Here is a 13,426-nt window from a genome sequence, read left to right on the forward strand (position 1 = left end):
GTTATGAGCGCTACGGATTCTGCTTTCGCTGCCGCACCGGCTGGCCGGTCGGCTCTGCTGTTCCTCTCCTTCGGCGGGCCCGAAAAGTCGGAGGATGTGATCCCGTTCCTGGAGAACGTGACGCGCGGCCGGGGCATCCCCCGCGAGCGGCTGGAGAAGGTCGGGGAGCACTATTACGCCCTGGGTGGGCGTTCCCCCATCAATGATCAGAACAAGCAGGTCATCGCAAATGTTGAGGCCGAGCTTGCCACCCGTGGCGTGGACCTGCCCGTGTACTTCGGCAACCGAAACTGGGAGCCGTATGTCGAGGACACGATGGTGCAGCTGGCTCGCGAGGGCTTCGACACGGTGTACGTGTTCGTCACCAGCGCCTGGGGTGGCTACTCGGGCTGTGGCCAGTACAACGAGGACATCCGCCGCGCCCTCGACGCGGTGCGCGAGGCTGGCTTGGAGGCGCCGCGGGTGCAGCGCCTGCCGCACTTCCACGATCACCCGGCGTTCATCGCAGCCTTCGCCGCTGCGGTCGATGCGGCGCGTGCGGAGCTTCCCGCTTCCGTTCAGGACGACGCCGACCTGGTGTTTACCGCGCACTCCGTGCCCAATAAGGCGGACGATACCGGCGGGCCGCGCAGCTTCGGGGGCAACCTGTACTCGGAGCAGGTACTCAATGCATCCCGCCTGATCCAGCAGGCTTCGAGCTTCGCGGGCCAGCCTGGTTCGGGTGCCTCCCTGGGGTGGACGGGCCAGCTGGCGGCGGGCAAGCCGGTGGGTGGCCGCGGGGACGGCCCGGCGCACACGGGCGAGACCGCTGGCGTGGACCTTGGCGTGGGCACTCCCTATGACGTGGAGCTGGTGTGGCAGTCCCGCTCGGGCTCGCCACACGTGCCGTGGCTGGAGCCGGATGTGTGCGATCACCTCGAGGCCCGCGTGGCGGAGGGTAATAAGCGCCCGATCGTGCTCTGCCCGGTGGGCTTCATCACCGACCACGTGGAGGTCCTGTGGGACCTGGACACGGAGGTCCGGGAAGTCGCGGAGGAGCACGGGGTGCCCTTCGTGCGAGCAGCCACGCCGGGCCTGGATTCCAGCTTCGCCAGCATGATCGTGGACCTGGTCGCGGAGGTCGCTGATGGCGAGCTGCCGGTCGCTGAGTTCACCGAGGCGCAGCGGGCCGCGGCGGAGCTGGTGAAGAAGCTGGGGACGGTGCCGAATTTCGGCGGCACCTGCGACGGCGCGCCGTGCGCACCGGGTTGCTGCGGGGCCCAGCGCTAAACCAACCGCGGCGCGTGAGGCCGAGGCCGCGAAGGCCTCGCAGCAAGCACGGTTCGCCTACTCCCTGTTCGCCGGGTGGCGGGAGGCGCTAGCATCGGGAAGGTCAACCTTCCCCAACCGTCATGAAAGGGTCGTGACGCACGAGATGGCGAATCCCTATAACCAAGACCCCACCGACCCGGCTGAGGGCCCGGACGCAACCGGGCCCGCGAACGCTGATCGCGCCGCGACAACTGACAGCGCCGCCGCAGTCGAGGGCAGCGCAGCGACCGATAACGACGCTGTGGCTCACGGGAACGTCCCGACCGGCGACGACGTCGTCGCGCAGGGCACCGCTGCTGACGGCACCGTCGCCGATGGCGCTACCCCGGTGAACGGTGCGGCTCCTGCGGACGGCACCGCGGAGGGCGTCGTCCCGGGCGAGGAACAGGAACAGAAGAAGCCTGCGGGACCGATGGCGCTGTCCATCGGCACGGCGATCATGTCGATCGCAGCCATCGCGGTGATCTTCCTGACCTTCCTGTGGCCCGCCCAGAATGCCGAACCGCAGAACATCCCGGTGGGCATCGCGGCGTCGGAAAAGACCTTCAATGAGCTCGACAGCCAGATGAAGGAGGTCGCGGAACAGAACCAGCTCGTCATCCCCTTCACGATGGAGCGCTACGAGGACGCCGCCGCCGCGCGCACCGCGGTGAAGAACAACGAGGTTCAGGGCGCGCTGGTGATCTCGGATGAGCCGGGTCAGGTGCGTGCGCTGCTGGCGTCCGCGAATGGCCTGGAGCCCTCCCGGGCGATCGCGGAGTTCGCCCAGGAGGTCAACCAGCTGCCGGCGCAGCGAGCGCAGCTCGAGGGCAAGCAGCCTTCCCCGGAGGTCATGCAGGCCGCGATGGCTGGCCCGGATATCCAGGACCTGGTGCCGCTGTCCGAGCAGGAGCAGCAGGGCAAGACGCTGGGGAAGATGACTCTTCCGCTGGTCTTCGCCGGTCTGCTGCTGGGGCTTGCGTCGGTGGGCCTGCTGCGCGGCACTCAGCAGCGCGTGCTGACTCTGCTGGCGGGCTCGGTGCTCGGCGGCCTGATCGCGGCTGTCGTGACGGTGCTGACGGTGGGTTTTGTGGACGGCAACCTGGTCTCCCTGTGGCTCTCCTTCACCCTTGGCATCCTGGCTGTCGCCGCTCCGGTGGCGGGCCTGGGCGCCCTGCTGGGCAGCTACGGTGCGTGGATCGGCGTGGCGATCCCGGTGCTGGCTTACCCGCTCTCTGGGGCGAACGAGCCGCGCGAGTTCCTGGGCGCGCTGGGCAACCTCGGCGAGGCGCTGGCCCCAGGTGCCGCGACGAGGCTGAACAAGCTGCTGGTGCACTTCCCGGATGCCGCGCTGTGGCAGCCGCTGCTGGTGCTGCTGGCCTGGTCGGTGCTGGGCATCGCGCTGATCGCGGTGGGTCAGTTGCGCGACCAGCAGGAGACCAATGAGGATCATGAGGTCTTCGGCGAGAACGCTGACGAGCCCGTTGGCGCGGAGGCCGGCGAGGCCGCCCCGGGCGCCGAGAATCACGCGGCCGCCGAGAATGGGGCATTGGCCGGGAGCGGCGCTGCGAACCACGCCGCTGGGGTCCACGGCGCCCAGCAGGCGAATGCTGGCGAGGTTATCGCCTCTGTCGAGGGCACTCCCACGGACCGCACCTAGCCTCTGCGAATAGCTCTCGGGCAAGACAAAGGGAGCGGCCTAGCGTGATGCTAGGTCGCTCCCTTTCGCTATGCGCCGTCCACTGGAGCATGCTTTCGGAGCACACGCCAGATATGGCGCAGGGCCGGGCGCTCGCCCGCCCCCGGCAGCGGGCTACTTATCGAGCAGCAGCTCCGCGATCTGGATGGTGTTGAGCGCCGCACCCTTGCGCAGGTTATCGCCGGCCACGACGAACACCAGGCCGCGGTTGCCGTCGACCGCCTGGTCCTGGCGGATACGGCCGACGAGGGTGTCGTCGATGCCGGTTGCCTGCAGCGGGGTCGGGACGTCCACGACCTTCACGCCCGGGGTGGCCTCCAGGACCTCGCGGGCGCGCTCGGCGGTGAGCTCGTTGGCGAACTCCGCCTGCACGGTCATCATGTGGCCGGTGAACACCGGCACGCGCACGCAGGTGCCGGAGACCTTCAGCTCCGGGATGCCCAGGATGCGGCGGGACTCGTTGCGCAGCTTCTGCTCCTCGTCGGTCTCCCCAGTGCCGTCGTCCACGAGGTTGCCGGCCATCGGCAGGGAGTTGAAGGCAATCGGTGCCACGTAGGGGCCGAGATCCTCCGCGCTGAAGACGGAGCCGTCCTCGACGAGCTGTTCCATCTTGTCCAGGTTCTCGCGCAGCTGGTTCATCAGGGTCTGCACGCCAGCCAGCCCGGAGCCGGATACCGCCTGGTAGGAGGAGACGTGCAGGTGGGTCAGGCCGGCTTCCTTGTGCAGCGCGCCCAGTGCCGGCATGCAGGCCATGGTGGTGCAGTTCGGGTTCGCGATGATGCCCTTGCCGGCACCGGTCTTATCGCCGGGGTTGACCTCGGAGACGATGAGCGGGACCTCGGTGTCCTTGCGCCAGGCGGAGGAGTTATCCACCACGGTCGCACCGGCCTCCGCGAAGCGCGGGGCGTGCTCCCGGGAGGTCGCGCCACCCGCGGAGAACAGAGCGATATCGATGCCCTTGAGCTCCTCGGTCGGCGTGGCGGCGATGTCCTCAACAACAATCTTCTTGCCACCGAACTCCAGCTCCTTGCCTGCGGAGCGGGAGGAGGCGAAGAAGCGCACCTGGTCGGCTGGGAAGTTGCGCTCCTGGAGCAGGTCGCGCATCACCTGGCCGACCTGGCCGGTGGCGCCGACGACAGCAAGCGTGGTCACGGGGAATCAGTCCTTAAAAGATTGTTTTAGAGAAGTTCTTGTGGGCGTAGTGTTTAGCGGCCGGTTCCGGCGTAGACGGTGGCCTCTTCGTCGCCGCCCAGCTGGAAGCGGTCGTGCAGTGCGGTGACGGCCTTATCGACGTCGTGCTCGCGGATCAGCACGGAGATGCGGATCTCGGAGGTGGAGATCAGCTCGATGTTGACGTTCGCGTCACGCAGCGCCTCGGTGAAGTCGGCGGTCACACCCGGGTGGGACTTCATGCCGGCGCCGACGAGGGAGACCTTGCCGACCTGGTCGTCGTAAAGGACGTTCTGCCAGTCGCCGGACTCCTGCATGCCCTTGAGCAGCTTCACGGCGCGGGCGCCGTCCTCGCGTGGGCAGGTGAAGGTGATGTCGGTGCGGTTGTCATCCAGCTTGGAGACGTTCTGCAGGACCATGTCGATGTTGATCTCGGCGTCCGCGACGGCGCGGAAGATGCGGGCTGCCTCGCCCGGCGCGTCTGGGATTCCGACGACGGTGATCTTCGCCTCGGAGCGGTCGTGGGCAACGCCCGTGAGTACTGCTTCTTCCACTGGAATATCCTCCATCGATCCGGAAACTAGGGTGCCATTGTCGTTGCTGTATGAGGAGCGCACGCGCAGGGGGACGTCGAAGGCCCGGGCGTACTCCACGGAGCGGAGCATGAGGACCTTGGCGCCGACGGCTGCCATCTCCAACATCTCCTCGAAGCTGATGTTATCCAGCTTCTTTGCATCGCTGACGATGCGTGGGTCGGCGGTGTAGACACCGTCGACGTCGGAGTAGATCTCGCAGACGTCTGCGTCCAGAGCCGCGGCGAGGGCGACGGCGGTGGCGTCCGAACCACCGCGGCCGAGGGTGGTGATGTCCTTCGTCTCGCGGTTCACTCCCTGGAAGCCTGCGACGATGCAGATCTTGCCCTCGTCGAGCGCCTCGCGGACGCGGCCTGGGGTGACCTCGACGATGCGTGCGTTGCCGTGGCGCTCGGTGGTGATCACGCCGGCCTGGGAGCCGGTGAAGCTCTGCGCGTCGGCACCGAGGGATGCGATTGCCATGGCCACGAGGGCGTTGGAGACACGCTCACCGGCGGTGAGGAGCATGTCCATCTCGCGGGCCGGTGGTACGGGGTTGACCTGCTCGGCGAGGTCCAGGAGTTCATCGGTGGTGTCACCCATGGCGGAGCAGACGACGACCACGTCGTTGCCCTGCTTTTTAGTGTCCACGATCCGTTCCGCCACGCTGCGGATGCGCTCTGCTGATTCCAGCGAGGAGCCGCCGTATTTTTGCACGATGAGTGCCATGTAGTTTTGGCCCGCCTTCCCGGATGCTCGGAGTTGATTGGGGTGGTTTTTCTTATTGCCGTTGTGGGGCGTTTTCCGTGTTACACAGATTACAGCAGGGGCTAGTGCTCCCCTATAGGAGGGCGTTGGCCGGGGGCAACCGCTTGTTGGTTTAGGGTGGAGGCCGATGATGCATAGCAACGCACTGGCGATCCTCTTCGGCCTCGCCTCCGCGCTCACGATCGCGTGGGGCACGGTGGTTCGGCACCGGGTCGCCGAGGATTCCGGTGGGACGGATACCTCTTCTGTGGTCGCGGCGATCACCCGTGTGCGGTGGTGGGCCGGGTTGGGCCTGTCTTTTTTGGGCTATGCCTTCCAGATCGTGGCGTTGGGATTCGGCACCTTGTTGGTGGTGCAGCCGATTCTGGTGCTCTCCTTGATGTTCACCTTGCCGCTCTCGGCGAAGCTTTCTGGTCGCCGGATTTCGAAGTCGGAGACGGCGTGGGCGGCGTTGCTCACGGTCGCGGTGGCGGTGATCGTGGTCTTGGGTCGCCCGCAGGCCGGGGTGGCGCAGCCTTCCCTGCCGCGGTGGTTGACGGCGCTGGGCATCGGCGTGGTGATCTTCGCGGTGATGTACCTGATTTCGCTGCGGTCGCGGAGCTCGAATCGGGCGCTGATCTTGGGCTCGATCACCGGCGGGATCATGGGCTATGTGGCGGTGCTGTCCAAGGCTGTGACGAATATTTTCTCCCACTCCGGAGTGGTGGATCTGCTGATCAGTTGGGAGCTGTGGGGGCTGATCGGCCTGGCTGTGATCGGCACGGCCGTGCAGCAGGCCTCCTTCAACGCGGGCCCGTTGAAGAACTCCCTGCCGGCGATGACGGTGGTGGAGCCGATTTTCGCTTTCGCCCTGGGGTACACGATCCTGGGCGAGAAGTTCGACGTCTCCGGCTACGAGTGGATCTACATGGCCGCCGCGTTGGTGATCATGATCGTCTCCACGGTGGTGCTCTCCCGGAAGACGATCACCGACTAGGCGGAACTAGCCACGCGGGCCGGGGTGGCTGGCTTATCATCGTGAGTCGGGCTTGATTCAAACCCCCAACTACTGCCCTCAATTGTCCGGAGGAACCCCACCGTGAGCACTGCACCGTCCCAGAACAGCTCTTCTGACCAGGCTAAGCCGTGGCTGAAGTTCTATACGGAAGGGACCGTCCCGAACCTGGATTACGGGGAGACCACCCTGGTCAGCATCTTCCGCGACGCGGTGCGGAAGTACGGCAAGCGGGATGCGATGTGGTTCCTGGGCACGCAGATCACCTACAGCGAGTTCGGGGAGCTGGTGGATAAGGCCGCGGCCGTCCTGAAGGAAAGCGGCGTGAAGCGGGGCGACCGGGTGGCCGTCGTCCTCCCGAACTGCCCGGCGAACCTGGTGGCGTTCTACGCGATCGTCTCCCTGGGGGCCACGGCGGTGTATCACAACCCGCTGTACACGGCGCACGAGCTGGAGGGTCCGTTCGCAGATCACGGCGCGAAGGTTGCGGTGTTCTGGGATAACGCGGCCGATATTGCGCAGCACCTGGTGGATACCACCCCGCTGGAGAAGGTGTTCACGGTGAATGTCACTAAGTCGATGCCGCTGCTGCAGCGGGTCGCGCTCTCCCTGCCGGTGCCGGCGCTGCGCAAGGCGAAGGCGAAGCTGACGGGTGGGCCGACTCAGTTTGAGGACTGGGACGCCGCCGTCGATGCGATGGCACCGGGGTTGGGTCGCCGCGCGATTCAGGACGCCCTGCCGATGGTGCGGCCGGAGTCCCCGGCGCTGATTCTGTACACCTCGGGCACGACTGGTTCGCCGAAGGGTGCGGTGCTGAGCCACCGGAATATTTGCGCGAATCTGATCCAGGGCAAGGCGTGGGTGCCGGGTCTGGGCGAGCAGGCTGATCCGGAGCGGATGCTGGCCGCACTGCCGATGTTCCACGCTTATGGCATGACGATGAACGGTGCGCTGGCACCACTGATCGGCGGGGAGTTGCTGCTGCTCCCGGCCCCGGAGCCGAGCCTTTTGCAGCAGGTGATTAAGAAGAAGAAGCCGACCTGGGTGCCGGGCGTGCCCGCGCTGTACCAGGCGATCGTGAAGCTGGCGGAGGAGAAGGACCTCGACCTGTCCACGATGCGAAACTCCTTCTCCGGCGCTTCCGCCCTGCCGGTGGCGACGGTGGAGAACTGGGAGAAGCTCACCAACGGCCGCCTGGTGGAGGGCTACGGCCTGACCGAGACCTCCCCGATCGTGCTGGGCAATCCGATGAGCGCGGACCGCCGCCCGGGCTACGTCGGTGTTCCGTTCCCGGATACGGAGGCCCGCGTGGTGGATCAGGACGACCCCACGAAGGTGCTGGACTACGGCGAGGAGGGCGAGCTGGTGGTGCGCGGCCCGCAGGTCTTCGGCGGCTATTTGCACCAGGAGCAGCTCAACGAGAAGATCTTCGCCGATGGCTGGTTCCGCACGGGTGACATGGCCGTGATGGAGGCCGATGGCTTCGTGAAGATCGTCTCCCGGTTGAAGGAGATGATCGTCACCGGTGGCTTCAACGTCTACCCCGCCGAGGTGGAGGAGGCTCTGCTGGAGCACCCGGAGGTCAAGGAGGCCGCCGTGGTGGGCCTATCGAAGGAGGACGGCTCCGAGCGCGTGGTCGCTGCGGTGACGCTGGCGGAGGCTGCGGAGGGCGAGGAGCATGAGCCGCGCCGCGTGGGCGAGAAGCTGCACGAGTCGCTGCGCCAGCACTGCAAGAAGGTGCTGACTGGCTATAAGGTGCCGCGGGAGTTCTTCCACGTGGCAACGCTGCCGGCAGACCAGATGGGTAAGGTTCGCCGCACGGAGATGCGCGCGATCCTGGAGGAGCTGGAGCGCCGCTAGTTCGGACGAGACCGGCCTAGGGGATGAGGCCGGACCTCCGTCTTTGGGCTTGACATGCAATTGACAGAACTTACTTAGCCCTGCTTAACTACCTCCTAATCTTTCGGCGCCCGCCGGAGGTCTACTCACTTTCACTAACTTAAAAAGGAGTGGGATGAAGAAGGTCATCTCCACCACCGCGACGCTGGCACTGCTGGGCGGCGGTATGTTGTTCATTCCCCAGGCTTCCCTCGCGGAGACTACTTCCGCCTCCATGTCCCTGAGCTGCCAGGCAACCCCCGCTACCAGCCTGGCAGGGCCACAGGAATTCAGCACGGATAACGTCACCGTCAATATCGATGCGCCGAAGAGCGTTCGCATCGGCGAGGAGTTCCGCGCTGGCTTCTCCATTGACCCCGTGGAGGTCGACCTGCCCTCGCTGCCATTGAGGGCGAAAATGGAGAGCGCTAGCCGCCTGAAGCTGGACATGGCGCTGCCGGCAGGCGTCGAGTTCCTGGGTGCAGAGATCGACGAGTCGAAGTCCAACCTGAAGGGCATGAAGATCCTCCAGGTGGATGCCGCGGGCAACCCTAGCTCTACTGGAGAGTTCCTCCGCGTGACCAGCTCCGATAACGCCACCATCGGCAATGGCCCGAACTCTTCCCGCAACCGCGAGGGCGGGATCAAGTACACGCTGAATGGCTCCAAGATCGACCTGCGCTTCCCGGAGATCACGCTGCGCCTCAAGGCGAAGACCGCCGGGGAGAAGGCGCTGGGCGTTCGCACCCAGGGAGAGGCGGGCACCTTCGCCAGGGACGAGAACTTCCTCACGATGCTGGGCAGGGTCTCGGCCCCCTTGGTTGGCACCATCTGGGCCCCGGTGCAGTGCTCGCCCCGTGCTAGCGCTGGCGCACCGCTGGACTCCCGTGCCGCCAAGCTGGCGAGCGTCACCGTTGAGGACGCCTCCGAGGTGGCCCTGAACCTCGAAGCCACCGGCACTCCGGTCGCCGGCCAGCCCGCAACCCTGAGCGCTCGCCTCGAGCCTGCGGCCGAGGGCACCGTGGAGTTCACCTCCGGTTCCCTGAAGACCAGCGCCCCAGTGGTCGATGGCGTGGCCACCGCTGAGCTGACCTTCCCCATCACGGGCGAGCACGAGGTCAAGGCCAACTTCCAGCCGAAGAACTCCGGTGAATTCAAGCCAGCCACGGCCACCACCACCGTGACGGTCGCGGGCCAGGACGCCGGCCTGAACGTCGAGGTTCCCGAGAATGCCCCGGCGCGTTCGCGCGTGGAGGTCAAGGCCACCGTGGCGCAGGGCGCTGAGGGCACCGTCCGCTTCCGCCTGGGTGATTCGACGGTGACGGCGAGGGTCAACGATGGTGTCGCCACCGCTGAGCTGCCCACCGGACCGAACCCAGGCCAGCAGGAGATCACCGCGGAGTTCACCCCCGCGCCACGCAGCGCATTCGCGGCGGGCACGGCCAGCGCTCCGATCACGATCGATGCGGTCACCGGTACAACGATCGAGCTGAGCGCGGACCAGACCGGCCCAGTTCGCCCCGGTCAGCCGGTCAACATTAGCGCCACCGTCACCCCTGCCGAGAACACTGAGCGGGCAGAAGGCACCGTGGAGTTCCTCATCGACGGCGAGCGGATCACCCGCCCGCTGGAGGACCACGCCACCAGCGTGGAGTTCACCCCAGACCGCGAAGGCGATTTCCCGGTGGAGGCCAAGTTCATCCCGGCGGATGACACTCAAACCCCCGCCGAGGATGTGCTGACTGTGCAGGTGAAGGGCGCTACCAAGACCCAGCTGGAGGTCGACGCCCCGCAGGGCGTCGAGCCTCTGGTTGAGGCCCCGACCACCGTGACCGTGACTCCGGCGGCTGCTGGCACCGTCACCGCAGTGATCGACGGGCGCCGCATCTCCGCGGAGGTTCAGGAGGACGCGGGTACAGCCACCCTGCCGCTGGTGTTCCCACGCGAAGGGGAATTCGAGGTCCCTATCACCTTCGTCCCGGCTAACCCGGCAGACGCGAAGCGGGCGACGACCACCACGACGATCACCGTGGCTGCCCCGGCAGCGAGCGACGTCGCGATCGCCCTCGACGGGCCGGATGCCGCGGAGAAGGGCCAGAGCACGAGCTACACCGCAACCCTCACCCCAGAGGTCGGTAGCCAGCGCAGCGTGACGGGCTTCCTGGAGATCCTCATCGACGGCAAGCCGGTCACCAAGGACGGCGAGCCTGCCCGCATCCCGGTTGTCGAGGGAATCGCGGAGTTCGACGTGCTGTGGAACCGCGCCGGCGCGCAAGAGCTCACTGCGGTCTTCCACAATGCCTCCGGCGAGGAGGTCTCCCGCACGGCGACGACTGTGACCGTGGCAGGCGATACCGGCACGCCGGGCGACGGGAATAACCAGAACCCCGGCGATGGCAATGACAACCAGGTGTCACCGGGTGGCTCCAGCTCCTCGGCGACCAACCCCTTCGCCCCGCTGATCGACTTCTTCCGCATGCTGTGGGAGTGGCTGACCTCGCTGTTCTCCGGTGGGGGTTCCTCCTCCAGCAGCTCTAGCGCGTCCCGTGACTAAGCCCTCCCCCACTCCTACTCCTGCAAGGACTTTTCTATGACTCTGTTGCCTTCTCGTCGCTCGGGCCGCCTCGCCCTGGGCGCCATCACCTCCCTGTCCCTGAGTTTCACGCTGCTTTCCGCTGCCCCCATGAGTGCTGCCGCGCCGGTCAAGAAGTCGGTGCGGGTCAACCACCAGTGCGTTGAGGACAAGGGAACCTTGTCCACTGGTTCTGGATTGACGCTTTCACCGGATAATGTCGCCGTCGAGTACCCGGAGACCGTGCTGCCGGGCCAGACCTTCACCGTCAAGGTCCAGCCAGGCGGGATGCGCACCGGCGACAAGGACACGGGGCGGATGAAGTACGACATCGCGCTGCCCCAGGGGGTGAAGATCAGCAACCTGCGACTCGATGGCGGGGCCTCCGGGTTGAACGCGAACCCGGCAGCCGTGGTGCAGCGCGTTGACGCCTCGGGCAAGCCCAATGCCAATGGCGCTTTCGCCCGCATCTGGGACGGCGCGCACTCGGTGAATAACGGCGGTCAGGAAAACGACAACTGGGGATTGAGGACCGGTCGCGCTGGCCTGGCGGTGGATAGGAAAAAGTCCTTCCGCCTGCCACGGATTGCCTTCGATGTCACCGCCCCCACCACGGTCGGTTCGAAGATCGTGACCGGCCTGCGAGCAGCAGGCACCGGCGCGGGCCCCGCCAGCAAGGAGAATCGGGACAACACGCTCTCCATGCTCGCCAGATCCCTCCGTACTGACGCGGTCTACTGCACCGCGGATGCCGCTGGCAAGACCCTCACCAGCACCACGGTGGCCCTGCGCGATACGCAGACCGAGTTTGATGAGACCTCAACCGACCTTGAGATCACCAGCGGCGAAGGGGAGGTCACCCTGAAGGCCCTCGTCAAGGGCACGGATGGCCAACCCATCACCGAGGGCAAGGTCGAATTCGATCTGGGCGACGGTCAGCGCCGCACCGTGGACGTTCGCGATGGTGTCGCGGAGCTGCGCTACACCTACGCCGAGCTGGCGGACCGCGAGTCCGTCAAGCACAAGGTTGTGGCCCGCTACCTGGGAGTCGAGGGGCGCACGGGTGCTTCGGAGGCAACCACGACGGTGACGGTCAACCCGAAGCCGCGCACCCCGCTGAAGGCCACCGTTGACCTCACAGGCGAGGTCGACGCTACTGCCCCAGCAGACGGCAAGCTGCCGCTGAACCTGCGCGCGGCCGTCGGCGCTGAGCTGGCTGATCCGGCAGCGGACCCGGACGCTGACACCACCCTCGAGGACGGCGTGGAAGTCGTCTTCTTCAACGGTGACCAGGAAATCGGCCGCGCGAAGACCGCCAACGGGGTGGCGGAACTGCAGACCACCGTGCCGGATGAGCCGGCCACGCTGCAGCTGCGCGCCGTCGTCGCGGACTTCGAGAACGACACCCAGGAGGTCTCCGGCGCCGAGGACACGCTTGAGCTGAAGGTCGCTCCGTTGTCGAAGACGACCCTGCAGCTGGGCTCGGTCGAACCGGCCTTGGTCGGCGAGAAGCGGACGCTGAGCGCTCGCTACGAGGTGTCCGCGGGTTCCCCCGAGGGCGCCGAGGTGATCTTCCGCGCCAATGGGATTCGCGTGGGCACCGCGCAGACCGACGCTGAGGGCAACGCGAGCGTGCAGCACGTCTTCGATCAGGCGGGTCCGCAGAAGATCACCGCGGAGGTTCGGGAGCGCGAAGTGGAGGGCCGGATCTTCAGCAAGGCTGTGGCAGAGCCCGTCACGTTCCAGGTTCTGGATGCCAAGGATGTGGAGACCGGGACTACGCTGACCCGCGAGGGTGTCTCGGTGGACCTGGATGCAACCCCGCTGACCGGCGATGCGGTGGCTTTCATCGCGAAGGTGACGGTCCAGGGTGAGGAAAAGATCACGGAGGGAGCCACGGTCTCCTTCTTCGACGGCGAGAAGTTCCTGGGCACCGCGCCGATTGACCCGGCTACCGGGGAGGCTCGCTTCGAGTACCGCTTCCCGACCCGCGGTGAGCACCAGGTGCGCGCGGTCTTCGGCGGCCAGGAGGTCGTCAATGACGAGGGCGTGGTCACGGCTGTTTTGAAGCCTTCCACCTCCGAGGAGCTCACCGTGGAGGTCAAGGCCCACGAGATCGAGGTTGAGGACACCCCCGGTGCCGGTGACGGCAACGACGATGACAACGGCGATAACGGTGGCAACGGCGATCAGAATCAGGGCGGTTCGGACGGCTCCGATATGGGCTCGGCGGACGGTTCGATCCTGCGCAAGCTGCTGATTGCGCTCGGTGCGATCGGCGTGATCAGTGCGGTGATCGCTGCGGTGATGCACGTTCTGAACCAGCGCTAAGCGGCCTAGTGTGAACCCAGGGTGCGGACCCCGCGCCCTGGGTTTTTCTTTGTTTCCCTCAACCGGCGCCCATCCCCTCTGAACGCCTGCCTCTGCTTCTGGTGTGAGGCGGAGGTTCGTGCCCGCCCGGGGATAGCGGTTCTTGGCATCGA

At 66.4% G+C, this 13,426-nt stretch carries 8 protein-coding genes; 6 read left to right on the plus strand and 2 right to left on the minus strand.

What is annotated here, in order from left to right; all coding sequences use genetic code 11:
* Positions 1-3 precede the first annotated feature (3 nt).
* Positions 4-1,269, plus strand: coding sequence for a ferrochelatase (locus HMPREF3097_RS01870; protein ID WP_070760492.1), 1,266 nt, complete (start codon positions 4-6; stop codon positions 1,267-1,269).
* A 145-nt stretch (positions 1,270-1,414) separates the two neighbouring features.
* A complete protein-coding gene (locus HMPREF3097_RS01875) occupies positions 1,415-2,950 on the plus strand; it encodes an ABC transporter permease (RefSeq protein WP_070760570.1) in 1,536 nt (511 codons plus the stop codon).
* A gap of 153 nt (positions 2,951-3,103) precedes the next feature.
* Here the strand turns inward: HMPREF3097_RS01875 and HMPREF3097_RS01880 are convergent, their stop codons facing one another.
* On the minus strand, positions 3,104-4,141 hold the full coding sequence (locus tag HMPREF3097_RS01880; RefSeq protein ID WP_070760493.1) for an aspartate-semialdehyde dehydrogenase: 1,038 nt from the start codon (positions 4,139-4,141) through the stop codon (positions 3,104-3,106).
* Positions 4,142-4,194: 53 nt separating this feature from the next.
* Positions 4,195-5,460, minus strand: coding sequence for an aspartate kinase (locus HMPREF3097_RS01885; protein WP_012361123.1), 1,266 nt, complete (start codon positions 5,458-5,460; stop codon positions 4,195-4,197).
* Between the two features lie 169 nt (positions 5,461-5,629).
* Between HMPREF3097_RS01885 and HMPREF3097_RS01890 the strand changes: the two genes are divergently transcribed.
* From HMPREF3097_RS01890 to HMPREF3097_RS01905, 4 genes are all read left to right on the plus strand, one after another.
* Positions 5,630-6,475 (plus strand): DMT family transporter, encoded by an 846-nt coding sequence (locus HMPREF3097_RS01890; RefSeq protein ID WP_210398507.1) that lies wholly within the window; start codon positions 5,630-5,632, stop codon positions 6,473-6,475.
* 102 nt (positions 6,476-6,577) lie between these two features.
* Positions 6,578-8,353, plus strand: a complete 1,776-nt coding sequence (locus HMPREF3097_RS01895; RefSeq protein ID WP_070760497.1) for a long-chain-fatty-acid--CoA ligase — start codon at positions 6,578-6,580, stop codon at positions 8,351-8,353.
* A gap of 154 nt (positions 8,354-8,507) precedes the next feature.
* Entirely contained in the window at positions 8,508-10,925 is a 2,418-nt protein-coding gene (locus HMPREF3097_RS01900) for an Ig-like domain-containing protein (RefSeq protein WP_070760499.1), read from the plus strand.
* Between the two features lie 36 nt (positions 10,926-10,961).
* Positions 10,962-13,274, plus strand: a complete 2,313-nt coding sequence (locus HMPREF3097_RS01905; RefSeq protein ID WP_070760501.1) for an Ig-like domain-containing protein — start codon at positions 10,962-10,964, stop codon at positions 13,272-13,274.
* Positions 13,275-13,426: the final 152 nt, after the last annotated feature.

The organism is Corynebacterium sp. HMSC27B11 (assembly GCF_001815985.1).
Taxonomy (GTDB): domain Bacteria; phylum Actinomycetota; class Actinomycetes; order Mycobacteriales; family Mycobacteriaceae; genus Corynebacterium.